Annotated in this window: 16 protein-coding genes and 1 pseudogene; 7 read left to right on the plus strand and 10 right to left on the minus strand. The window is 70.8% G+C overall.

Annotated features, from left to right (window positions below; genetic code table 11):
* Nucleotides 1–233: pseudogene (locus tag QHF85_RS17780) on the minus strand (hypothetical protein); the annotation flags it as partial.
* Between the two features lie 159 nt (nucleotides 234–392).
* Here QHF85_RS17780 and QHF85_RS17785 point away from each other — a divergent pair.
* A complete protein-coding gene (locus tag QHF85_RS17785) occupies nucleotides 393–1862 on the plus strand; it encodes a hypothetical protein (protein WP_281328397.1) in 1470 nt (489 codons plus the stop codon).
* Nucleotides 1863–1871: 9 nt separating this feature from the next.
* Nucleotides 1872–3008: an acyl-CoA dehydrogenase family protein gene (locus QHF85_RS17790; protein WP_281328398.1), complete on the plus strand. Its 1137-nt coding sequence runs from the start codon at nucleotides 1872–1874 to the stop codon at nucleotides 3006–3008.
* A 43-nt stretch (nucleotides 3009–3051) separates the two neighbouring features.
* Here QHF85_RS17790 and QHF85_RS17795 read toward each other — a convergent pair whose 3' ends face one another.
* The 7 genes from QHF85_RS17795 to hxsC4 all read right to left on the minus strand — a co-directional run bounded on the left by QHF85_RS17795 (nucleotide 3052) and on the right by hxsC4 (nucleotide 10045).
* Nucleotides 3052–3216 (minus strand): hypothetical protein, encoded by a 165-nt coding sequence (locus tag QHF85_RS17795; protein WP_281328399.1) that lies wholly within the window; start codon nucleotides 3214–3216, stop codon nucleotides 3052–3054.
* 72 nt (nucleotides 3217–3288) lie between these two features.
* The gene (locus QHF85_RS17800) at nucleotides 3289–4044 is read right to left on the minus strand and encodes an AgmX/PglI C-terminal domain-containing protein (RefSeq protein WP_281328400.1); all 756 of its coding nucleotides are present in this window, start codon (nucleotides 4042–4044) and stop codon (nucleotides 3289–3291) included.
* On the minus strand, nucleotides 4041–5168 hold the full coding sequence (locus tag QHF85_RS17805) for an acyl-CoA dehydrogenase family protein (RefSeq protein WP_281328401.1): 1128 nt from the start codon (nucleotides 5166–5168) through the stop codon (nucleotides 4041–4043). The genes QHF85_RS17800 and QHF85_RS17805 overlap by 4 nt, the downstream gene beginning before the upstream one ends.
* A gap of 35 nt (nucleotides 5169–5203) precedes the next feature.
* Entirely contained in the window at nucleotides 5204–6238 is a 1035-nt protein-coding gene (locus QHF85_RS17810) for a hypothetical protein (RefSeq protein ID WP_281328402.1), read from the minus strand.
* Nucleotides 6210–7958: a serine/threonine-protein kinase gene (locus QHF85_RS17815; protein WP_281328403.1), complete on the minus strand. Its 1749-nt coding sequence runs from the start codon at nucleotides 7956–7958 to the stop codon at nucleotides 6210–6212. The genes QHF85_RS17810 and QHF85_RS17815 overlap by 29 nt, the downstream gene beginning before the upstream one ends.
* A 52-nt stretch (nucleotides 7959–8010) precedes the next feature.
* Entirely contained in the window at nucleotides 8011–8862 is an 852-nt protein-coding gene (locus tag QHF85_RS17820; RefSeq protein WP_281328404.1) for an ATP-binding protein, read from the minus strand.
* A gap of 145 nt (nucleotides 8863–9007) precedes the next feature.
* A complete protein-coding gene (gene hxsC4, locus QHF85_RS17825) occupies nucleotides 9008–10045 on the minus strand; it encodes a radical SAM protein HxsC4 (protein WP_281328405.1) in 1038 nt (345 codons plus the stop codon).
* A gap of 249 nt (nucleotides 10046–10294) precedes the next feature.
* On the opposite strand from hxsC4, the gene QHF85_RS17830 reads away from it, so the two are divergent.
* The 3 genes from QHF85_RS17830 (at nucleotide 10295) to QHF85_RS17840 (ending at nucleotide 16431) form a co-directional block, all read left to right on the plus strand.
* Nucleotides 10295–11440, plus strand: a complete 1146-nt coding sequence (locus QHF85_RS17830) for an acyl-CoA dehydrogenase family protein (RefSeq protein ID WP_281328406.1) — start codon at nucleotides 10295–10297, stop codon at nucleotides 11438–11440.
* 393 nt (nucleotides 11441–11833) lie between these two features.
* A complete protein-coding gene (locus QHF85_RS17835) occupies nucleotides 11834–15391 on the plus strand; it encodes a DUF4215 domain-containing protein (RefSeq protein ID WP_281328407.1) in 3558 nt (1185 codons plus the stop codon).
* A gap of 134 nt (nucleotides 15392–15525) precedes the next feature.
* The gene (locus tag QHF85_RS17840) at nucleotides 15526–16431 is read left to right on the plus strand and encodes an adenylate/guanylate cyclase domain-containing protein (protein WP_281328408.1); all 906 of its coding nucleotides are present in this window, start codon (nucleotides 15526–15528) and stop codon (nucleotides 16429–16431) included.
* Between the two features lie 12 nt (nucleotides 16432–16443).
* Here QHF85_RS17840 and QHF85_RS17845 read toward each other — a convergent pair whose 3' ends face one another.
* Both QHF85_RS17845 and QHF85_RS17850 read right to left on the minus strand, forming a co-directional pair.
* Entirely contained in the window at nucleotides 16444–17994 is a 1551-nt protein-coding gene (locus QHF85_RS17845; RefSeq protein WP_281328409.1) for a serine/threonine-protein kinase, read from the minus strand.
* The gene (locus QHF85_RS17850) at nucleotides 17991–20336 is read right to left on the minus strand and encodes a FecR domain-containing protein (RefSeq protein ID WP_281328410.1); all 2346 of its coding nucleotides are present in this window, start codon (nucleotides 20334–20336) and stop codon (nucleotides 17991–17993) included. Before QHF85_RS17850 ends, QHF85_RS17845 begins: the two co-directional genes overlap by 4 nt.
* 162 nt (nucleotides 20337–20498) lie before the next feature.
* Here QHF85_RS17850 and QHF85_RS17855 point away from each other — a divergent pair, with 162 nt between their 5' ends.
* Nucleotides 20499–22250, plus strand: coding sequence for an OmpA family protein (locus QHF85_RS17855; protein WP_281328411.1), 1752 nt, complete (start codon nucleotides 20499–20501; stop codon nucleotides 22248–22250).
* A 37-nt stretch (nucleotides 22251–22287) separates the two neighbouring features.
* The gene (locus QHF85_RS17860) at nucleotides 22288–24060 is read left to right on the plus strand and encodes an adenylate/guanylate cyclase domain-containing protein (protein ID WP_281328412.1); all 1773 of its coding nucleotides are present in this window, start codon (nucleotides 22288–22290) and stop codon (nucleotides 24058–24060) included.
* The last annotated feature ends 13 nt before the right edge of the window (nucleotides 24061–24073 follow it).

Here is a 24073-nt window from a genome sequence, read left to right on the forward strand (position 1 = left end):
GGCGCTGCGGGCGCGGGCGCGGGCGTGGGAAGGGCGGCGGAGGCGGGCGTGGGGGGCGCGGCGGCGGGGGGCGGCGCCGGGGGCATCAGCTCGGCGGCGGGGCTTGGGCCGGGCGCGGCCTCGGTTTTTGCGCTCGTGCAGCCTGCGAGCGCGCCGAGGACGAGGACGGCGAGGCCCGTACACGACGCACCTTGGACGAACGCGGAGGGCCTGGGAGCAGAGGCGCGAGGCATGGCGAGGCGCGGCGCGGGCCGCTTTCGACTCCCCAGTTACGCGTTTGACGCCCGGTGTGCAAAACATTTAACCTGACGGAGGCCTCTGCGCGGGAAGGAAGAGCCATTTTTGGCCGCCCGTGCCCGGGCCGGTTCGTGTCGTCGAGGAGGCGCCGTCCGATGAGCTTGGGCCACCGTAACCATGGGCGGATCGTCTTGATCGGAGCGTTCGTCGCGGCGCTGTTCGCGGCGTGCGCGCAGGGCAATCACGTCGAGCAGCCGGGGGGCGGCGGCGGCGCGGGCGGCGAGGGCGGCGGGGGCATTCCGCCGGGCCAGATCGGCGGACCGTGTGGCGACGACGTGCCTTGCGAGCAGGGGGACTGCACGGTCGTCGGCGCGAACAAGTTCTGCACCGTGCCGTGCCCGCCCGGCTGCCCCGACGGGACGTACTGCGCGATCATCAACGGCGACTCGATCTGCGTGCCGGATCTCGGCAGCCAGTGCTTGCCGTGTACGACGAAGCTGCAATGCCTGAACCCCTCGGACACGTGCTTGCGGGCGCCTGCGGGGGATCGCTTCTGCGCGCGGGATTGCACGACGGACGGCCAGTGCCCGAACGGCTTCACGTGCCTCGAGGGCGCGAAGTACCCGCCGAAGCCGGACGGCGAGATGCCGGACGCGGGGCCGCCGGACGACGCGGGGGACGCGGGGGATGCGGGGTCGGACGACGGGGGCACGGACGCGGGGCCGACGAAGCCGCCGCAGGGGGAGGCCTACAAGTTCTGCGTGCCCAACGTGCCGTTCTCGTGTCCGTGTAGCGAGAAGCGCGATGGGGTCGAGAAGGATTGTTCGAACTCGAACGACTACGGCACGTGCACGGGCGTCGAGATGTGCAACGGCGACACGGCCAAGTTCGAGGGGTGCACGGCGAAGGTCCCCGCGGCCGAGACGTGCAACGCCCTGGATGACGACTGCGACGGCATGATCAACGAGGGGGATCCGAACGAGCTCTGCAGCGCGGAAGGTCCGGTGCCGCCGCACGCGTCGTGGGTCTGCACGGCGCAGGGCTCGTGTGATCTCGGGCCGTGTGAGCCGGGGTGGGCGAGTTATCCGCCCGGCCCGATCTCGAACGGCTGCGCGTGCCCCGTCGAGATGGGCGAGCCGAACGACCTCTGCGCGAACGCGACGGCTGCGGGCAGCGTGAGCGACACCGCCGGGAGCAGCCTCACGATCACGGGCACGCTCGGCGGCGCGAACGACGTGGATGTGTGGTCGTTCGACACGGTGGACACGAACGAGGTCACGACGAACTCGTACCACGTGAGCATCGATTTCGTGGCGCCGACGCCGAACGACGAGTTCGTGATCGACGTGATTCGCGGCGACGCGTGCACGGATACGCCCACGGGCGGCGGCGCGGGGATCACGTCGTACGACTGGTGCGTCGACGGGAAATCGGCGGACGGCCTCTCGGGCGAGGTGCCGTGCGCGAACGACGGCTCGCAGCCCGTGCACTGCAACAACAACAGCACGAAGTACTTCGTGCGCGTCTACCGCAAGCTCGGCGCGCAGGGGTCGTGCACGCAGTACAGCCTGCTCGTGACCGCGAAGGGCGGCGATCCTTGCGATTTCACGCAGAAGTGCCAGTAACGCGGACCCATGGACCTCGAGCCTAACGAGACCGAGGCGCTCGTCCAGCGGACCGCGCGGGACTACGCCGAGCGTGTGATCCGGCCCGTCGCGGCCGATCTCGACCGCGACAAGGACATCCCGCGCGACATCCTGCGAGGGCTCGCCGACCTCGGCCTGATGGGCGTGAACGTGCCCGCGGCGCTCGGCGGGGCCGAGGCGGGCGTCGTGGCGTATGCGCTGGCGATGATGGAGATCGCGCGCGCGTGCGCCTCCACGGCCGTGACGATGAGCGTGACGAACATGGTCGCGGAGGTGATCGCGCGGTTCGGCACGGAGGCGCAACGCGAGACGTACGTGCCGCGGATCTGCGCGGGCGACTACGCGGCCGGGTCGTTCGCCTTGAGCGAGCCGGAGGCGGGCAGCGATCCCGGCTCGATGCGGACCGTGGCGGAGCGGACCGAGGGCGGCTGGGTGCTGCGCGGGCAGAAGCAGTGGATCACGAACGGGGCGTGGGCCGGCGTGTTCGTGGTCTGGGCGCGCACGGGCGGGCCGGGGACGCGAGGGCTCTCGGCGTTCCTCGTGGAGGGCGGGACGCCGGGGCTTCGGTGCGGCCGGCCCGAGGACAAACTCGGCCTGCGCGCGTCGAACACCGTGCCGATCGAGCTCGACGACTGCAAGGTGCCGGCGGACGCGCTGCTCGGCAGCGAGGGCGAGGGGTTCAAGATCGCGATGATGGCGCTCGACGGCGGGCGCATCGGGATCGCGTCGCAGGCTTGCGGCATCGCGACGGCGGCGCTCGAGGAGGCCACGCAGTACGCGCGGGAGCGCAAGCAGTTCGGCCGATCGATCGGCGACTACGAGGCGATCCAGTGGTCGCTCGCGGATTGCCGGACGGAGCTCGAAGCGGCGCGGGCGCTCACGCTGCGCGCGGCGTGGCTGAAGGAGAAGGCGCGGCCGTTCTCGGCCGAGGCGGCGATGGCGAAGCTCTACGCGAGCGAGGCGGCGAACCGGATCTGCCAGCGGGCGCTGCAGATCCACGGCGGCTACGGTTACGTGCGGGATTTCGCGGTCGAGCGTCACCTGCGCGACGCGCGCGTGACGACGATCTACGAGGGGACGAGCGAGATCCAGCGGATCGTGATCGCTCGGAGCGCGACGCGCTGATGGGTGGGAGGCAAACCCGTTGGGGCTCCAACGGGTTTGCCCGTCAGACGAAGATCCGCGTCAGGACGAAGACGACGACCGCGATCACGGCCCCGAGGAGGAGCGTGTAGAGCAGGACGCGCTTCAGGATGACGCGGAGCTTGTTCTTGAGCAGCGTCTTGACGAGCTTCCAGAGGAGGCCGAGGACTTCACGGATGAGCTTCCACACGCGGAGATCCTAGCGCGGCTCTGCGCGCGGCGCCTCTCGGCCGAACACTTCTTCACCGAGCTTCGGGCGTGCTCACTCCGCGACGAGGGACACTTTGCCGGCGTAACTTCCAGGCGACGGGAAGCTCATGCCGCGCAGCGCGTCGACGATACACGACGCCGCGGCGTCGCCCTTCGGATCGGCGCTCGACACGCCCACGGAGAGGGGCTTGCCGTCGGTGTCGAGGTACATCGTGGCCTTGATCGGGCCCGCACCCTGGCTCGCGCGGCACGTGGCGAGCGCTTGCTTCGCCTTGGGCAGCTCCTTGCCCAGGCGATCGGGGTCGAGCGAGACGGGCGGGCGCTCGTCGGCGCTCGGATCGAAGGAGAAGCCACCCTCGGCGAGGCCTTCCTTTCCGCCCACGGGCGAAGGCCAACTCGCGCCGCGCAGCGCGCCGAGCATGCACGACTCGGTCTCGCGATCGCCGAGCGTCGACTCCTTGAGGAACGCGACGGTGGCCGTGCCGCCCTGCGCGATCCGCAAGGCGAAGCGGATCTCGCCGCCCATGAACGGGATGCGGCGGACGCCGTTGTGGAAGCACGCGCTGAGTTTGTCCGAGGTGCGCTGGAGCGTCGACTGGACCTTGTCCTGATCGAGCGCGCCGATCTCGGCTTCGACGTTGGCGCCGCTGCTCCCGCCGCTCGTCGAGGAGTCCGTGCCGCCCGTGTCCGGCGGCTTGTTCGTCGTCACCTCGCCTCCACAACCCGCGAGCGAGGCGAGCGCCGCGAGCGCGGTGACGAGGGCCGGAAGAGAACCAACACCCAGGCTTCTTTCGTTGCTCTTCATCATCCCTTCAACATGGTTTGCGCGATGATCGATCGCTGCGTTCCGCTGCTCTCCTCGACGAGCTCGGTGGTGCGGGCGTCGCGGAAATGACGCCCGAGGCCCTCGCTCGCGCCTCCGCCGCGCGCGCCGAGGATGTCCATGGCTCGGTGCGCGACGCGGGTCGACATCTCGGAGGCGAAGAGTTTTCCGATGGATCGCTCGGCCGAGGAAGGCAGGCCGCGATCCGCGAGGTGCGCGGCGCGGAGCACGAGCAGGCGCGCCGCTTCGATGTCGACGGCCATGTCGGCGAGCTGTGCCTGCATGCCGAGCAGGCCCGGCGTCTTCACGCGATCCTGCGTGCGCTTGACGTGCGCAGCCGCCTTGTCGAAGGCCGCGCGCGCGACGCCGATGGCCTCCGCAGCGACGGCGATCCGCGCGTCTTCGAGCGCCGCTGCGGCGATCGAGGAGCCTTCCCCCGGCGCGCCGATCACGTCGGCCGCGTCCACACGAACGCCACGCGCGCGCAGCAAGGCCGCGCTCGCCGCGCGGCGGCCCACGGTGGCCTCCGCGGGGACGAGCGTGAGGCCGGGGGCGCTCTTCGGGACGAGGAGCGCGACGAGGCGAGGATCGTTCGGGTCGCGGTTCGTCGCGGCAAACACCAGGAACACGTCCGCCGCGGGGCCGAGGATCACGGGGCCGGCCTCGCCTTCGAGGACGAAGCCACCGGCGGCGCTGGGCTCGGCGATGAGGGAAACGGGCTCCGCGGGATCGGGCATCGCGGCCGCGCCGAGCGAGGCGCCGCGCGCGAGCCGGGCGAGGTGGTTCTGCTTCTGCGCGTCGCTTCCGGCGCGGAGGAGCGTGCGCGCGACGAGCGCGACGTGCGTGCCCACGATCGCGGCCGAGCTCGCGCACGCGGCGGCGATCTCCTCGATCGCGAGTGCGAGCGCGACGAGGTCGCCGCCCGATCCGCCGTGCTCCGCGGGGATCGTGAGGCCGAGCAGGCCCGCGTCGCCGAGCGTCCGCGCGTGGCCTTCGGGCAGGCGCGCGTCGTGATCGATCTCGGCGGCCCGCGGCGCGAGCTCCCGCGCGGCGAGCGCGCGCGCGGCTTCCTGGAAACGCTTTTGCTCTTCGGTGAGGTCGAAGTCCATGGCAGGTCGTGAAAAAGGGTCGATTCGGTTCGGGCTCAGAACGTGCCCAGGAGCGAGGCGCCTCCGCCGTGGGGGACGAACGAAGGGACGAGCCACGCGCGAGGCGCCTCGGGAGCGCGCTCCTTCGCCGGGGAGCGCGAGACGAAAAACAGCACGACGCCGGCGGCCAGGGCAGCTCCGCCCATGCTGAAGCCGATCGTCGAGACGAGGGCCTTCGTCTGCGCGCCCTCGATCAAAGCGAATCCCTCGGCGTTGCACTTCTTGCCGGGGCAAAGTGGCTCGGCCGCGCCCACGTCGCTCGACGCGAGCCCGCCGAAGACCGCGCCGACGCCGAGCGCGACGGCGCCCAGGCCCCCCGCGACGAACGCCGCGGTGCGCAGGCCGTTCGCGCCGGAGGATCCGGCCGGCGGCGCGTCGATCTTCTCGACGGGCTTCACGCTCGGATCCGGCGCGAGCGCAGGCACCGAGACGGTCTTCACGTCGGCATCCTTGCCGACGACGATCTTCGTCGACCACGACAAAAACCCGGGCGCGGTCGCTTCGATCGTGTGCTCGCCGGGATCGACGGGGATGGCGTCGCCGAGCAGCGCGGACCCGAGGACCTCGCCGTCGCGCTCGATCACGAGGCCCGCCGCGGGGCTCGTTGCCTCGACGCGCAGGCGCGAGAGCTTGGGGGCGAGTTTGCCCGCGAACTCCTCGGCGATCCGCAGGCGATCGGTGTCGCCCGTGGCGTGCGCCAGGGTCGCGGCTTCCTTGTACCGCGCCCACGCGGTGGCGGTGCGGCCGAGCTGCTCGTTGCAGAGCGCCAGGTTCAAGAGCGCGCCGACCGAAGGATCGAGCCGCGCGCTCTCCTCGAACTTCGGGCACGCCTCCGCGGGTTTGCCCTGGTCCAGGAGCTCGCGGCCGCGCAAGAAGGCCTCCTCGGCGATGGCCTTTTTGTCACCGCCCTGCGCGGCCGCGTGGCCCGGAGCGAGCGCGATCGACGCCGCGAGCGTGAGCGCGGCGGCGAGGATCCTCCGAGGGGCGCGGGCCCTCGGGGCGCTAGCGGCGCGTGAAAGCGGATTTCGCATCTTTCTTCGTGGTGCTCGTCGGCGCCGGCGTCGCCTTGCCCGTGGGCTTCGGGCCCGGCGGAGGTGTCACGGACGCGCTCGCGGACGCGGCCACCATCGGTGACGCAGATGCCGAGGCGCTCGGCGGGGCTGTGGATTCGGGCGTGACCGTGGGCGTCGTGGACGTCGGCGCAGCCGCGATCGTGGGCGCGGGGATCGCGGGGACCTCCACGGGCGCGCCGCTGGCGACCGCCGTCGTGGAGGACGCCTCGACGCTCGATCGGAACAGGAAAATGAGCACGCCGCCGAGCAGCCCGACGAGCGCGCCGAGGCCGAGCACCACGAACCCGAACGATCGACCTGCATCGCTCGGCGAAGGCCGCGTCCGCGCGGCGCTGGCGAAGGCGGCGGCCGCATGCGCGCTCCGCGGGCCCGTGTAGAGATCGGCCTCGATGCGGCTGAGGTCTGGCTCGATCGTTTCGAGCTCCGGGGGCTCGGTGAGCGTGACGATGCTCGGGCCGGTCGTCGTGGCCGACGCCGGCAGCTCCGGAGCGGACACGATCTGCACCGGGAGCGGCATCGTCTTGTGCGCGGCGCTCTGCACAGCGACGTCCGCGGGCGGCAAGGCGGCGGCCAGCGTCGTGCTGATGGCCGCGTTGCGCCGCCCCGTGTTGGGAAGGGGCACGGTGCTCGGGCCCTCGGGGAGCGAAGACACGAGCCCCGCGTCGGGGAATTGCATCGCGGGCAAGGTCGGCTGCGAGGGCATGCGCGTGGCCTCGGCGCCGGGCGCGCCTCCGGCGAGGGGCGTGGGAAGGCCGGCCATGCGCGTGATCCGCTCCAGCGTGCTCTGCGAGCGCGGCGGCGCGTAGGGCGCGAGCGCGACGGCGAACTCGGCGATCGACTGATATCGCCGGTTCTTGTCGCGCTCGTAGGCGCGCTCGAGCCGCGCGGCGAGGTCCTCCGGGACGTCCGGGCGGAAGTCGCGGAGCGGGCGCGGCGTGCCGGTGAGGACCTCGGCGCAGAGCTGGGGCAAGGTCTCGGCGAAGAACGGCTGCGTGCCCGCGATGAGCTCGAAGAGCGTGATGCCGAGCGAGTAGATGTCGGTGCGGTGATCGACGCCGCGCGTCTCCTGCATCTGCTCGGGCGACATGTAGAGCGCCGAGCCCATCGCGGTCGAGGTGCGCGTGAGCGCGTGATCGCCCGGCGCGCCCTGCATCTTCGAGATGCCGAAGTCGAGCAGCTTGACGAGCGGCGATCCGTCGCGGCGGCGTGCGAGGAACAGGTTCGCAGGCTTCAGATCGCGGTGCACGATGCCGTACGAGTGCGCCTCGGCGATGGCCTCGCAGGCCTGGAGGACGTAATCGATCGCGTCGGGCACGTCGATCACGCCGTCCTTGAGCTGCCCCGCGAGGTCCCGGCCGTCGAGGAACTCCATCACCATGTACGGCGCGCCGTTCTCGAGCGTGGCCACGTCGAGGACGCGGGCGACGTGCTCGCTCTTGATCTTCACGGCGGCGCGCGCCTCGCGCTGGAAGCGCGTCGAGGCCTCGGGGTGCTGCGCGTACTCGGGCAGGAGGAATTTCAGCGCGACCCGCTCGTCGAGCGCGACGTGCCGGGCCTCGACCACGTAGCCCATGCCGCCTTTGCCGAGGACACGCTCGACGCGGTACTTCTGGGCGAGGAGGGTGCCCGGTACGACGGCCGCCGCCGGCGAGCCATGGGGAGACGCATTCGACGTCACGGACCTCTGCGCATGATGGCGCCCACGGCCGTCCGTCGGCAAGGGCGTTCTGTCACGTGGACAGCGGGAGATCGAAGCGCACGGCCGTCCCCTTGCCGAGCTCGCTCTCGATCTCGATGTCCCCGTTGACGGCCTCGATGAGGGTCTTGACGACGGAGAGCCCGAGGCCCGTACCTTTGCCCGAAGGTTTCGTCGTGAAGTACGTCTCGAAGACGCGCGCGAGGATCTCGGGCGCGATGCCGGTTCCCGCGTCTTCGACGAGGCAAAACGCGCGTCCCGTCTCGCGGCTCTCGCTCACCTCGATGCGGATGAGCCTCCCCTCGGGCGGCTGCTCCATCACCGCGTCCGCGGCGTTCGTCACGAGGTTGACGAAGATCTGTTCGAGCTTCGTGCGGCTCATGGCCACGCGCACGGGTACCTCGGGCGCGTGCGTCATGATGCTGACGCGCTTCGTTCGGCCCGAGACGTGGAGCATGGAGAGCACGTCGGAGATGACGGCCATCACGTCGAGGACCTCGTGCCGATCCTGGGTCGGCGTGCCGAGGTGCAGGAGGTTTCGCGCGTGCTCGGTCAGGTGCGCGACGCCGCGCTCGAGGGCCACGAGATCGTCGGGCTCCGGTGGCTTGCCCGCCTTGGCGTGCATGCGGATGAAGGTCGCGGTGTGCGTGAGGACGGCGGCGACGTTGTTGAGCTCGTGTCCGACGCTGGCGGCGATGGTGCCGAGCGTGGCGAGGCGGTCGGCCTGGAGCAGGCGCGCGCGCGTGCGCTCGAGCTCCTCGGCGAGCCACTTGCGGTGCGCCTCGGGATCCTGTGAGAGCGGCGGCACGTCGCTCTTGCGGCTCGCCACGACCACGCTCGAAGGACCGAGGCTGTGCGGGCCCGAGTGCGGGGTGCTCTGGAACATCGGACGCGGGGGAGGGGGAGCCGGGAGGGGAGGCCCGAGAGGGCGCTCTGCAGGCGTTGCCTGCGCTCTCACCCCGCTCCCACGTCCATCGCTCTTGCCGTCGCTCATGCCTGCTCGGGCGATGGTACCACGTTCGGCCCTGTGATCACCGAGCGTTTGGGGTGCCAACGACCGGCTCGAACTCGTCCCAGCCGTACCGCTTGAGGTAGTTGCGCCAGACGCCCTCGCATTGCGGCCCGTATTTGCACGTTCCGCACGCCTCGCGTTTGTCCCGCTGGGCCTCGTCGAGATCTTGCCGCGTGACGAGGACGAGCCCCCGGCCCCGTCCGTCCGCGGCCCGCTCGGGCGCGCGCGCCGCGTCGAGGTTTGCCTGATCGCCGAGGTCGAAGTGCCGGTAGCGCTCGACGTACCCGCGGTTGAAGTCGGCGACGCCCTCCGTCGTGCAGAGCGGGATGTCGACGAGGAACGCCATCGGCCGCGGCTCGCCGACCTCGGCGAGGAAGCGCCGGAACGCGGCGGCGGTGTCCGTGTAGCGCGGGAAGATCTGCTCGAAGTACGTGTCGGCGCGGCCGTTCGCCTGCATCACGTTGAAGACGACCTGGTCGACGCCCGCCTGCCGCAGGAAGCGGTAGATGTCGAGCATGTGCGGGAGGTTTCGGTCCGTGAGCACCGTCGAGGTGTGGAGCTCGACGCCGAAGCGCTTCAACTTGGCGATCGAGGCGAGGCCGGCGGCGGTCTGCTCGAAGCTGTCGGGCGTGCGGGTGAGGCCCTCGTGGAGCTTCTTCGTGTGGCCGTGGATCGAGACGTAGAACCGGTTCATCCCGGCCTTCGCGAGCAGCGCGGCGTAGGGCAGGTGCGAGAGGCGCCTGCCGTTCGTCATCACGCTGATCTTGCGGTAGCCGAGGCCCTTGGCCATCGACACGAGGTCGGGCAGCTCGGGGCGCGTCGTGGGTTCGCCCGAGGTGAAGCAGACCTCCTCGGCGCCTCGGTTCTGTTCGAGGATCCAGCGCACGCGCTCGGCGGTCATCGCCGAGTTGTTCACGTAGCGGCCGTCGCGATCTTCCTCCATGCAGAAGATGCAGTTGTTGTTGCAGACGGCGCCGATGGAGACGTGGATGCGCTCCTCGCGGGTGGAGAGCCGCTCGGCGATGGTCGGCTCGGCAGCGTTGGCTCCGTCGGACAAGCGTCGGCCTCGACAAGAGCGTCTGCTAGCGAGCGGCGTGCGTCAACCGCTTCGGGGGTTTGGGGGCGTAGCTCGGCTCGCCGAGCGTAGCCCCCAAGCGTTGACTGGGGTTTGGGGGCGTAGCTCGGCTCGCCGAGCGTAGCCCCCAAGCGTTGACTGGGGTTTGGGGGCGTAGCTCGGCTCGCCGAGCGTAGCCCCCAAGCGTCGACGGTGGACGCGGGCCGGGAGGTTTGGTAGCCCCTCATTCAAATGGACAGGAATCTTTTCCGCGAAGAGCACGAGCTGTTTCGAACGTCCTTCCGCCGGTTCGTGGAGCGCGAGGTCAAGCCGCACCAGGAGCGGTGGATGGAGCAGGGGAGCGTCGACCGCGAGGCGTGGCGCAAGGCGGGCGAGGGGGGCTTTCTCTGCCCGTGGCTCGATCCGGCCTACGGCGGCGCGGGCGGCGATTTCCTCCATTCGGTGATCGTCATCGAGGAGATGGCCCGGTCGTATGACTCCGGCTTCGCGATGTCGCTCCACTCGGACATCGTGGTGCCGTACATCGAGACCTTCGGCACGGAGGAGCAGAAGCAGCGCTGGTTGCCCGGCTGCGCGTCCGGGGAGATCGTGACGGCGATCGCGATGACGGAGCCCGGGACGGGCAGCGATCTCGCGGGGATCGCCACGACGGCCGTGCGCGACGGCGACCATTACGTGCTCAATGGGGCGAAGACGTTCATCTCGAACGGCATTCTCTGCGACATCTGCATCGTGGCGGCGAAGACGGACGCGGATTCGGCGAACGCGCACCGGGGGATCAGCCTGTTCGTCGTGGAGGCGGGCGCGCCGGGCTTCGTGAAGGGCAAGAAGCTGCGCAAGATGGGGCTGCCCTCGCAGGACACGTCGGAGCTCGCGTTCGAGGATTGCCGTGTGCCCGTGAAGAACCGCCTCGGCGAGGAGGGCGGGGGCTTCTTGATGCTGATGCAGAAGCTCCAGCAGGAGCGGCTCGTCGTGGCGATCGGGTGTCAGGCGGGGGCGGAGCGCATCCTCGAGGACACGGTCGCGTATTGCAAGGAGCGCAAGGCGTTCGGCAAGCCGATCTCGAAGTTCCAGAACACGCAATTCAAGCTGGCCGAGTGCGCGACGAAGGTCGAGGTGGGCCGCGCGTTCCTCGATCGCCTGATCGCGGAGCACATCGCGGGCAAGTACCTCGTGAAGGAGTGCTCGATGTCGAAGCTCTGGCAGACGGAGATGCTCGGCGAGGTCGTCGACGAGTGCCTGCAATTCTTCGGCGGTTATGGATACATGCTCGAATATCCGGTGACGCGCGCTTACATGGATGCGCGCGTGCAGCGCATCTTCGCCGGGACGAACGAGATCATGAAGGTGATCATCGCGAAGCAAATGGGGCTGTGAGCGCCGCCTTCCGGCGCGATTCGCCCCTGCCTGCCTGACGCGCCTCCCGAGGCTCGGGTCGCCGAGCCGCATCCGCATCGACATCCATTGGACCGAGCGCTTCCTCGTCAGGGCCATGTTCCGTGGCCCCTCGGGGAACGGGTGCGTCCGCGTGCCCTCGTCGAGGCGTTCGTCTAGCCCGATTGAAATTTGCCGGCGGATCCCGAGCACACGAGAGCCGTCGGGGGGCGGGATCGAGGCGCCCGAAAAAAAGATGCGACCTCGGGACGCGGCGAGCATCTCCCGGACGCTGGGCCTGTGGTTGAAGGCGCAGCGCCGTACACAAGCTTACGAACCGGGTAGATGACTATGCATATCAGACATCCTGGAGGGCCTCGCATCGCCCTGCATTTCATGGCGCTCGCCCTTGCGCTCGCTGTCTCGCTGGTTGTTCCTCGTGAAGCCCGCGCCGCGACGACCATCGCCGGCGGCACCATCGGTACACAGACCTGGAACGCCGCGGGCAGCCCCTACAATGTCCAGGGGGACGTCACGGTGCCGAGCGGCGCCTCGTTGACCATCGAGGCCGGCACGGTCGTGCGGTTCGCGAGCAGCGACGGGCAATCCGGCGGTAGCGACACGGCCCGCATCGAGCTCATCGTGCAGGGGCAACTCAACGTCAATGGCACGGCGGCGAGCCCCGTGCAGTTCATGGCCCAGAGCGGGTCGGCCGTGGGCACGTGGTTTGGCATCCGCGCCGGTGCGGCGAGCGCCGTCACCATCTCCGGCGCGTCGATCGCCCATGCGAGGCAAGGCGTCACCTCGAGCGCGGCGGGTATGGGTCTCGCCGTCGAAGGTACCACGATCACCGCCACCACGTATGGCTTCTACCTCCTCGCCGGCACGCCGACGCTCACGAACGTGAGCGTCAGCGGCGGCTCCGTCGGCATCGACATCGCGGGGTCCGCCGCAGCGACGATCAATGGCTGCACGATCAATGACAATACCAACCGCGGCATCCGGATCTTGACGACGGGCGTGGCTGCGGTGAACACCATCAACAATTGCGTGGTCCGGAATAGCTTTTACGGGCTCGATCTGTCGGCCGAGACGAACGCCATCTCGACGGTGAACATCACGGGCGCCACGATCCACGAGCAGTCCCGCGGCGTGTCCGCCTCCGCGTCTTCGGGCGCATCGACGACGGTGAACCTCAAAAACTCGAACGTGACGGACAACACCACCGGCGTCTACGGGGCGGGCGGCGCGGCGACGGTGAACGTCACGTATTCGAACGTCTGGGACAACACGACGAACTATACGGGTGTGACCCCCGGTCCGGGGTGCTTTTCGGCGAACCCGCTGTACGTGAACCCGCTGTCGAACCTGCGGATCACGTCGAATTCGCCGTCGAGGTTCGCGGGAGACGCGGGCCAGGACATCGGGGCGCTGCCGTACGTGAATGACGCGACGCCGGGGTATCATGGGACGCTCTGGACCGATACGACGCTGACCTTGGCAGGCTCGCCGTATAACGTCGCGGGGGACATCACGGTGCCGCCGGGCCGGAAGCTCTCGATCGAGCCGGGCGTGGTGGTGAACTTCTCGAACGGCGACATCATGGCCGCGGGCACGGACACGGAGCGCGGCGAGATCCGGGTGCGGGGGACGCTGGAAGCCATCGGGACGGCGGCCGCGCCCATCACGCTGCGCGCCCTCGTGGCGGCCGCGCAGAACTGGTATGGCGTGCGGGTGCTGTCCGGCGCGACGGCGGCGACGCTGACGCACGTGAACGTGCGGCATGGGTACAATGCGATCCATTCGAGCGCCGCGGGCAACGTGCTCGGGCTTTTGAACGTCACGACCGACACGTCGCTGCACGGCCTGCTTCTCGACGCGGGAGCGCCGCTCATCAAGAATTTCACGACCAAGGGCAACGAGTACGGGATCCGCGTGGAGGGCAATGCGTCCCCCACCTTCTCGGGCCTGACCGTGAGCGACAGCGAGTGGGATGGCATTGATTTCCGCCCGGAGAGCGGCACTGCCACGGTGACGATCGAGAACGGGCTCTTCCGCTCCAACTGGGACAACATCAGCCTGAACGCCACGGGCACCGCGACCGGCACGCTCCACGTGACGAACACGACGGTCCACGGTCCAGGCGCGTTCGGCGTGAGCCTGAGGGCGGCAGCGAATGCGACGGCGATCGTGAACGTCAAGAACAGCATCATCACCGGGGTCACGACGGGCGTCTACCGGGACAACGCGACGGGCTCGACGGCGGCCAACGTCACGTACACGAACGTCCTCGGGACCTCGGCGAACTACGACAAGGTGGTGGCGGGAGCGGGCTGCATTTCGCAGAATCCGGGTTTCGTGAACGCGCCCTCGGACCTGCACCTGGCCATGGGCAGCCCGTGCATCGACAAGGGCACGTCGGTGGGCGCCCCCCTCACGGACCTCGACGGCAAAACGAGGCCGATGGATGGGGACGGCGTCAATGGCCCCGCGGTCGACATGGGCGCGTACGAGTTCGTGCCTCCGTTCTATTGCGGCGACGGCGTGGTGAACGGCGCCGAGGAGTGCGACGACGGGAACGCGTCGAACACGGATGGGTGCCTCACGACGTGCAAGACGTCGGGCTGCGGCGACGGCTTCGTGCAGATGGGCGTCGAGGAGTGCGACGATGCCAATGCGTCGAACACGGACGCCTGCACCACCACGTGCAAGAATGCGGCGTGCGGCGATGGGTTCGTGCAGGCGGGCGTCGAGGTGTGCGACGACGGGAACCTGTCGAACACGGACGCGTGCCTCGCGACCTGCAAAATGGCCGCGTGCGGGGACGGCTTCGTGCAAGCGGGCGTCGAGCAATGCGACGACGGCAACCTGACGAACGGCGACGGCTGCCTCAATTCCTGCAAGAACGCCACGTGCGGCGACGGCGTCGTCCAGAGCGGCGTCGAGCAGTGCGATGACGGCAATGCGTCGAACATGGATGGCTGCGTGCAGGGTTGCAAGGACGCGGCGTGCGGCGACGGCTTCGTGGAGGCCGGCGTCGAGGCGTGCGACGACGGCAACCCGATCGACACGGACGCCTGCCGGAACAATTGCAGCTTGCCGGGTTGCGGCGACGGCGTCGTCTCGGGCAGCGAGGAGTGCGACGACGGGAATGCGTCGAACAACGACGCATGCACGAGCACCTGCAAGGCGGCCAAGTGCGGCGACGGCCACGTGCAGGCGGGCGTCGAGGTGTGCGACGACGGCAACCTGTCGAATGCCGACGGCTGCCTCAACACCTGCGCGCCTGCCAAGTGCGGCGACGGGTTCGTGCAAGACGGCGTCGAGCAATGCGACGACGCGAATGCGTCGAACATGGATGGCTGCGTGCAAGGCTGCAAGAAGGCCACTTGCGGCGACGGCTACGTGGAGGCCGGCGTCGAGAGCTGCGACGACGGCAACCAGAACAACGAAGACGACTGCTCGAACCTGTGCGCGTCGGCGACCTGCGGCGACGGCATCGTGCAGGCGGGCGAGGCGTGCGACGACGGGAACGACTCGAGCACCGACGATTGCCTCGCGAGCTGCGTCGAGCCGAGCTGCGGGGACGGCTTCCTCTGGGACGACCACGAGGAGTGCGACGACGGCAATGACGTCGCCGGCGACGGCTGCGCGTCCGACTGCAAGAACGAGGAGCCGGGGGCGGGCGGCGCAGGCGGCGCAGGCGGCGCAGGCGGCGACGGCGGCGCGGGTGGCGACGGCGGCGCAGGCGGCGCAGGCGGCGCAGGCGGCGACGGCGGCGCAGGCGGCGCAGGCAGCCAGGGCGGCGGCGGCACCGGCGGGGGCGCGGGAGGCGAGGACGGTGGCTGCGGTTGCCGCACCGTCGGCTCGACCAGCGACTCGCACACGGGCCTCGTGCTCGGAATTGGCGCAGCGCTGATTGCCCTGCGGCGTCGTCAGCGGCGCGCGGCCTGACAAGGACCGGGGCGGCCCTCGCGTGAGGGCCGCCCCTGCGCAGCCGCGAGCGTCCGGCGCGCTAGCAACGACGCTTCCATCCTCACACACATCCTTGCGCAGAGCCGCGGCGAGCGGTGTAGAATCGGGCGGCAATGCCCACGATCCACTACGCGCCCGACGGGATCTCCCTCGACGTCCCGGAAGGGCAGACTCTTCTCGCCGCCGCGCTCTCCGCCGGCATCCCGCACATTCGCGCCTGCGGCGGCAATGCGCGCTGCTCGACGTGCCGCGTGGCTGTTCTCGAGGGGCTCGAAAACGTCGACCCTCGGAATGAGCGGGAGCAGTCGCTCGCCGAATGGTTCGGGCTACCGCCGAGCGTACGCATGGCCTGCCAGACGACGGTGCGCGGCCCCGTCCGCGTCCGCAGGCTGGCGCTCGATCAGGAGGACGTGCAGATCATCAGCCGTCTGCGCGCGGGGAAGGCGGCCGCGCTCGGGGCCAAGCTCCCCGTCGCGATCCTCGTCGCCGATATCCGCGACTTCTCGGCCTTTTCCGAGGGGCTCCAGCCGTACGACGTGATCTATGTGCTGAATCGCTATTTCGAGGCCATGGGGCGCGTCGTGGCGGCCGAGGGTGGCTTCATCAACAACTACATGGGCGATGGCCTGACGGCGCTCTTCGGCGCGGACGGGCAGCCGGACGCGCCATGGCGGGCGGTGCGGGCGGCGCTCGGGATGCTCGACGCGGTGAAGCAGCTCGAGCCGTACCTCGTGACGAGCCATGGCCGGGCCTTCGACATCGGGATCGGGATTCATCTCGACGAGGTCGTGGTGGGGCCCGCGGGCGCGAGCGACACGAAGCTCATCGCTGCGATGGGCGGCGCGGTCGACTTCGCCTGCCGCGTCGAATCCGCGAACAAGGAGGTCGGCAGCCGGCTGCTCGTCTCGGAGCCCGTCTACAGCGTGGTGGCGGACAAGGTCTCGGTGGGGCGCACGGCGCGCAATGCATCCAAGCAAGGCCCCGAGCTCACGCTGCACGAGATCACGGCACTCCGCTGAGCCAGCGTCGCGCTACCGGCCCCTCCGCAGAATCCTACCAATCTTCTTGCCGAGCCCGTCCGGGCCGGCGGGGGCATTCGCCACATCGGCGGCGCCCGCCGAGACGAGCCGCGTCATGCGCTCGGGCGTGAGCGACGAGGCGCACACGAGGACCCGCGCCCGCGGCAGGGTCCGGGCGAGCTCGGCGATCCGCGCAGCCGCGCCGTCCACATCGGCGCCCGCGTCGACGAGCACCACGGCGAGGTTTGCCCGGGCCTTGTCGTCCAGGGCTTCGAGCGGGATCAAATAAATGCCTTGGGATGCGAGGCCCGTCACACACGAAGGATCGACGCCCCCCGGGCTTGCCATCCGGATCCAACCGACCTCCGTGAGCCCGTGCCCCGGATCCGTCGTATCGCCGGCGGGGGCGCGCTCTCCCTCCCATTGCGGCGCGCGTGACGCCCGCCCGCCGAGCGGCTCGTTCCCTTTGCGCGTGACGAGCTGCGTCGCCAGCGATTTGGGATCGAGCGCGTCCTCGAGCCGCTTCCTCACGATCGCGGCGCTCGCCGGCCTCCGCTCCGGCTGCTTGGCGAGCATTTCGAGGCGCAGCTTTTCGAGCAGCGGCGGCACGGGCTCCGAGCCGACCGGGCGCGCGAGCGGCGGCGGCGGCAAGAACAGATGCGCCGAGATGATCTCGATGGAGTTTTTCCCGAGGAACGGCGGCCTGCCTTGCAGCATCGCCGTCAGCACGCACCCGATCGCATAGATGTCCGTCGAGGGCCCGACCGCGAGCGAATGGCATTGCTCGGGGCTCATGTACTCGGGCGTGCCGCCCACGGCCTCGGGCTTCGTGAGCGTCGAGCCGTTATCGTCCTCCTTGGGCAATTCGACGTGCGCGAGCCCGAAATCGAGGATCTTCACGGTGCGCCTGCCGCCCACGTCCGTGAGGAAGACGTTCTCCGGTTTCAGATCCCGGTGCACGATCCCGCGCGCGTGCGCCACCTCGAAGGCGTCGAGGATCTGCACGAGGATGTCCCGCACGTCGGTGAACGGCGGCGCCGCGTCCCGGTCGCGGAGCCACGCGTGCAGCGTGACGCCGACGAGGTACTCCATCACCAGAAAGGGCAACCCGTCGTCCTCACCGTAATCGATGACGCGCACCACGTTCGGGTGGTCGAGCAGCGTCGCGGCCCGGGCCTCGCGGTAAAACCTCCGCACGTAGTCGGGCTCGATCGCGACGTTGTAATGGAGCAGCTTCACCGCGACCGGCATCCGCAAGGTCACGTGTTCGGCGCGATAGACCTCGCCCATGCCGCCCGAGCCGATCCGCGCGAGGAGGCGATATTTGCCCGCGAGGACGAGCCCGACATGGCCGCCGCCGCGCTCGCGGGGGACCGAGGGGGCCGCGGGGGAATGCGCGGCGTGCGGTGCGCCGAGGGTTTGCAGCGTCGTGTGGTGCTGCGCTTCGAGCTCGTCGAGGTCCTCGGCCCCGGGCGGCCGCACGCTGATGCGCAGGGACGCCTGCGCGCTCGTGGGGCCCCCGGGCCGCGAGGGCGAGCGGTCGTCGTCGTCGTCGTCGCTCATCGGCTCTCTCCCTCCAGGCGGAAGCCCAGCGATCCGGTCACCGTGCCCGCCGCCTGCCAGGTGACGCTCTCCGCCCGCCCGACCCAGCCGGACAGCGCGAGGAAAACCGAGCCGCCCGCCTCGACGCCGGCCGTCAGGCCATAAGGAACCACGACCGTGCCGGTTTGTCCGATCGTGGCGAGCACGTGCGCATCCGCGACGACGTACGCCCGGAGCCAGCGCAATGGGTCGTAGGTCGCGCCCACGAGCAGATAGGGCTGCACCCAGGGGATGCGCGCGGAGGGCTCTTCCAGGAGGAACCGCGCCCCCGCATTGACGACCCAGGTCATGCGGCCCTTCGCCCCGCCCGCGGCGCCGCCCACGTCGAACATCAGATCGCCCTGATTGGCGAGGGGCAGGCCAATGCGGAAGAGCGGCGCGATTTCGAGCTCGGACGCGCCTTCCTGGAAGACACGATATCGCGCGCCGAGCCACGCCATGTCCTCCGTGGGCACGCTCCCCGGCATTTCGACGGCGTCTCCACGTTCGAAGGGCGTCGTCACGATGAGCGCGTCGAGCCCGAGCGGGCCAAACGATCCGCTCACCCGGCCATTGGCCTGGAAGACCGGGCCATTCGCGGTGATGCCCGCGCTCAGGCCTCGACCGACGGTCGTGGGCGCCGTCGGGCTCGTCCACGGCACGGCCGTGACGCCGGCAGGCCGGAACGGCGGCAGCCACGCCCCGAGCGGGCGGAAGACCGGGCGCCGTGGCGGCGGCGGCGGGGGTTTGTCCGGGGCCAGGATCGTGGTCGTGCCGAGGACTTTTCCGTGAGAATCGAGCACGTCGAGCCGCGCCTCTCCGTGCGCGTCGCCGACCGGGAGGGAAGCGACGAGCGCGCCGCCCTCGGCCACGGCGAGCGGGACCGTCTCCACGCGCTCCCCGAGGCGAACGCGGAGGCGCGGCGCGACGCGCTTCGGGACGTCGATCTCCCCGAGCCCCTTCGTGGCGACCCGCACGTGGATCTCGCGCTTCGCGGTGTCGAACGTCGCCGCGGGCGTGACCACGACGGGCGTGGGGACGAGGGTGATCCGCTCCTCGAGCCCGCTCTTCGTGCGGAAGCGCAGCGTCTTCGGTGCTTGCTTCAGGAGGTCGATCTGCGCCGGCGGCGGGCCGAACGGGCCCTCGTCGAGGGCCACCTCGACCGGGCTCGACGCCGTGAGCGCGAGGATGCCGTAGGGGTTCACCGTGACGGTCTTGCCCTCGAACCGCGCGCCCTCGCCGCGGAGCTCGGCCGCGACGACGTCGATGGTGCGCGCCTCCGAGGCGACGCCGAGGTACTCCTCGACGTCGATGGCCCGGACCCGCACGCGGTACAGGCCCGGCGGCATCTTCTCGGCGCGGAACGAGCGCACCTCGGCGGGGATCTCTTCACGCACGACGAGATCGTGGAACCCCTCGTCGCGCGAGACTTCGAGCCGGTAGGCCTTGGCCTTCTCGACGGGGCTCCAGCTCGTGGTGATCACGGCCGTGCCCGGGGGCGCGAGCACGACGGACGGCGATCCACCGTCCTCCCAGCGCGGCGCGGGCGGCAGCGGGCGCGGCGGGGCGGGGGGCGCCTTCCCCTCGAAGCGCGTGCCGTGGTCCTTCGGCACCGTGACGGTCTTGCCCCCCGACTGGACCTGCGCTTTGCCATCGAAGACCGCCACCGTCGTGCGCGTCTTCTTCCGCTCGACGACCGTGTCGCGTGACTCGGCGCGCACCACGCCCCCCTCGGGCACGGCGACCTCGGCCGGCTCGCCGCGCAGCGCGGACAAACCCGCCTGCACCTCGCCCGCCTCGATCTCGACCGTCGGCGGCGTCTTCGAAACGCGCGTCTTGCCGGCGGTCCCGTAGATCACGACGAGCGTGTTCTGCGCGAGGAAGACGTGCGTGTGATCGAGGAACTCGATGTGCGCGCGCCCCTCGTCCATCGTCTGGACGTTGTGGTTGCGGTAGAGCGACGTGCCCGTCGCGACCTCGTTCCACGCGCCGCCGGAGGGCCTGCCGCGCACGTCGGGGTGGGCCGACTTGATGCGCGCGTCGGGCACGCTCGTGACGCCCTTCGGCAGGATCAGCGTGATCCCCTCGGGCAAGGGCTTGCGGCTCGCGCAGTCGACGCGGTTGTAGCGGTTGATGAGCGGCACGTGCGCGGCCGCGCCGTACATCACCTTCGCGATGTCCTCGCACGTCTCGCCCTTCTGCACGCCCCAGTGCACGATGGGCTCGAGGAATCCGGGCGGCGGCGGCGCGTCGGCGTGGGCGCGCGGCGCGGCAGCGAGCACGAGGGCCAGGGCGGCCAAGGCTCCTTTCACTGCTGTGCGCATGCCCATTCCTCCGGAGTCGCGCCCTGCCGAACCGCGGCGCGGTCGCCAGCATAGACGCGGTTCGTGGCGCATGGCGAGGCCCGCGCGTCCTGCCGTGAACGGCCTTCCTCCCGCTTCGTTTCGGGTTGCCCCCCCGCGGCCTCTGCCATAGCGTCGCCACCCATGGTCGCCCGGCTTTCCCGCTCCCTTGCGTGCGCGGGCGCCGTATGGCTCGCGCCCGCCGTGGCGCACGCGCAGGCGGCGACCGCGCTGGAGCGCTTCGAGCCGGCGCCCGCGGGGGACGGCTTCTTCGCCGTGCCGCGCGCCGAGGTGCCCGGCGATCTGCGCGCCACGGCCGCGCTCGTGTTCTCGTACGCCGATTCGCCGCTTTCGCTCCGCGTCGGGGCGGGCGACGCGGCAAAGGACGCCGGCGAGGTGGTCTCGTATCAGGTCACGGGGCACGTCGTCGCCGCGCTCGAGATTCGCCGGTTCTTGAAGATCGATCTCGACGTGCCGGTGACGCTCGCCCAGGGCGGGGACTCTCCCTCGATCACGGGGCTCGTCTCGGCGCTGCCGCCCGGCACGCCCGCCACGTACGGATCGCCCGACGGCGCCGCGATGAACGACCTCCGGCTCGGCGTGCGCCTCGTGCTCTTGCCCCAGCGCGGCGCGATCCCCGCGGCGAGCCTCGTGTACGCGGTCTGGGTGCCGACGGGTGACGAGACGGCGTTCGCGGGTACGGGCGAGGTCCGGCACATGCCCTCGATCGTCGTGGGCGCCGACATGGGCCGGTTCTCCTACTCGGTCGCGCTCGGGCGGCGCGTGCAAGACACGCGCGGCGGCCTCGGCCTGCTCGGCGGGGAGCTCATCGCGGGAGGCGCGATCGCCGGGCGTTTCGGCCGATTTTCGGCGCACGCGGAGCTCTACGGATCGACGGTGACCGTGGAAGCCGCGCCGTTCGGGCGCGGCACGACGAACATCGAGCTTTTGCTGGGCGGCCGCGCCAGCGTGGGTCCGCTCTCGTTTGGCCTCGCGGGTGGGCCCGGGCTCACGGCCGGCGTCGGGACGCCGACGTTCCGGCTCGTCGCGAACGTCGGCGCCTCGTTCGACGTGCCGCGGAAGGCGCAGGCGAGGACCGAGGCCACGAAGCGCGGCGGCGCGGCGGCTTCCGCCGTGGATCCGAAGGCGAATCCGAACGGGAAACCCAAGCCGATCGTCGATGTCGCCGCGGGGCCGGACGCCGACGGCGACGGTGTTCCGGATTCGAAAGATGTTTGTCCGGACCGCGCCGGCGACGCGACGCCCACGGCCGCGCGCCCCGGTTGCCCGGCCGATCGCGACGGCGACTCCATCGCGGACGTGGACGATGTCTGTCCGGACGAGCCCGGCGTGGCGAGCGCGGATCCCGCGCGTTTCGGCTGCCCGCTCGACGCGGACGGCGACGGGATCGCCGACGCCGCCGACGCTTGCCCCAAGGAGCGCGGCGAGGCGAACGCGGACCCGAAGATCACCGGCTGCCCCCCGTCGGTGCGCGTCGAGGGCACGCAGATCGTGATCCTGCAGGAGGTCAACTTCGCCACCGGTAGCGACGTGATCGCGCCGGAGAGCTACGCGCTCCTGGAGCAGGTCGCCGCGGTCTTCGCGCAGCATCCGGAGATCGCGCGCGTCGCGATCGACGGGCACACGGACAACGTCGGCGCCGAGCGGGCGAACGTCACGCTCTCGCAGCGGCGCGCCGTCGCCGTCGTGCGCTGGCTCGTGGATCACGGCGTCGATGCGCGGCGCCTGGAGGCGCGTGGGTTCGGGCCGCGCAGGCCGGTCGCGAGCAACGACAAACCCGAGGGGCGCGCGAAGAACCGTCGCGTGGAGTTCCAGATCCTCCGGCGCACGCCGCTCGGCGAGGCCGGCTGGAAGGAAGGGGCCGCGCAGCCATGACGCAGCGCAGAGGCGCACGCGAGGGGCGCGATCCGGCATGAAGCTCGGCTCCATCGGCGCACGCGCGCTCTTGCTCTTCGCCGCGGTCGGGCTCGTGCCCGTCGGCGCGGTCGTGGCGCTCCTGCTCTCCGTGAACCGCCAGGCGGTGCAGACGAGCGAGCAGCAGCTCCAGGCCGCCGTGCTCGAAGAGCTCGAGCGCGCCACGATGCGTCATGTCGAGGGCGTGCGGGTCGACGCCGACGCCGTGGCGTTCGCGCTGCACCAGGCCGCGGGCGCGAAGCCCGCCGCGGGGGGCGGGGATGGCCTCGACGCCGTGCGCGCGACCCTCGGGGCGCGCCGCGAGATCGGCGCCGTCCGCTTCGAGGTCCCCGAGCGCGGCGTGAGCACGGTGCTGCGCCAGAAAGGCGACGACGTCGCCGCGGGCCCCGACGTGCCCGCCTCGACGCCCGAGATGCGAAAGGCCGCGGACGAGCACGGCATGGGCGTCTCGCTGCTCGGATCGGGCAAAGGCCTGCTCGTGGTGCCGATCCCCGCGGTCGAGGGCGCGGCCACGACGGCGCGCGGTTACGTCACGGCCGCGCTCGATTTTGCCGATCTCCAGCGCGAGATCGACGACATCGCGGGACGTCGCTTCGGCGGCGCGGTCGGGCTCGTCGTGGTCGACGCGGCGCGGCGCAGCGTCGCCTCGCACGGCATGCCCGAGATCGGCGCCTTCGCCGACACGACGAGTCACCCGCTTTGGACGGGTTTTTCCAGGGAGAACCCCGGGCTCGTGGGCGTGGTGCGCGTCGCGCCGTACCGCGCGGAGAGCGGCGCGGACATGATCGGCGTGGTCCGCTTCCTCCCGGGCCTCGGCTGGGGCGTCGCGCTCGCGCGTCGCGAGGAGGACGCCTTCGCCGTGCTCTCGGCCATGCAGCGCCGCGGCGCCCTCGTCGCGCTCGGCGCCGCGCTGCTCGCGCTCGCGGCGGCGGCCTTCTCGGCGCGCTGGATCGCGCGGCCGATCGTGCACCTCGCGGGGCAAGCGCGCCTCGTCGGCGAGCGTCGCTGGCGCGAGCTCTCGCTCACCTCGCCCCGCACCGACGAGATCGGCACGCTCACGACCGAGCTCTCGCGCATGGCGACCGACCTCGAAGGCAGCGAGATCGAGATCGCCCGCCAGGCCCGTCAGCGCGCGGATCTCGGCCGATTCCTGAGCAAGGAGCTCGTCGAGGCGATCGTGAGCGGCCGGCACGAGCTCGCCCTCGGCGGCCGCCGCGCCACGGTGAGCGTGCTCTTCGCCGACGTCGTCGCGTTCACGCCGCTCGCGGAGACGAGGCCCGCCGAGGAGGTCGTCGCGCTGCTGAACGAGCTCTTCTCGGTGCTCACGGAGGTCGTCTTCCGCCACGGCGGCACCGTCGACAAGTTCCTCGGCGACTGCATCATGGCCGTCTGGGGCGCGCCCGTCGCCCAGGAGGATCATGCCGCGCGCGCGCTCGCCGCGGCCGAGGACATGATGCGCTTCCTCGAGACCGCGAACGAGTCGTTCCGCGAGCGCTACGGCACCACGATCGAGCTCGGCATCGGCATCAACTCGGGTGAGGTCCTCGTCGGCAACATCGGCTCGGACAAGCGGATGGAGTACACGGTCATCGGTGACGTGGTGAACGTCGCCGCGCGCCTCGAGGCGATCGCGCGACCGAACCAGGTGCTCGTCGCAGATACCACCTGCGCGCTCGTGGCGAACGCCTCCTTCGAGCTCTCGCCCCTCGGCGAGCGCGCGCTCACAGGCCGGAGCGCGACCACGAAGGTCTACGAGCTCGTGACGAGCTGACGCCATTTTCAGC

It is taken from the genome of Polyangium sp. 6x1, assembly GCF_029946515.1.
GTDB lineage: Bacteria > Myxococcota_A > Polyangia > Polyangiales > Polyangiaceae > Polyangium.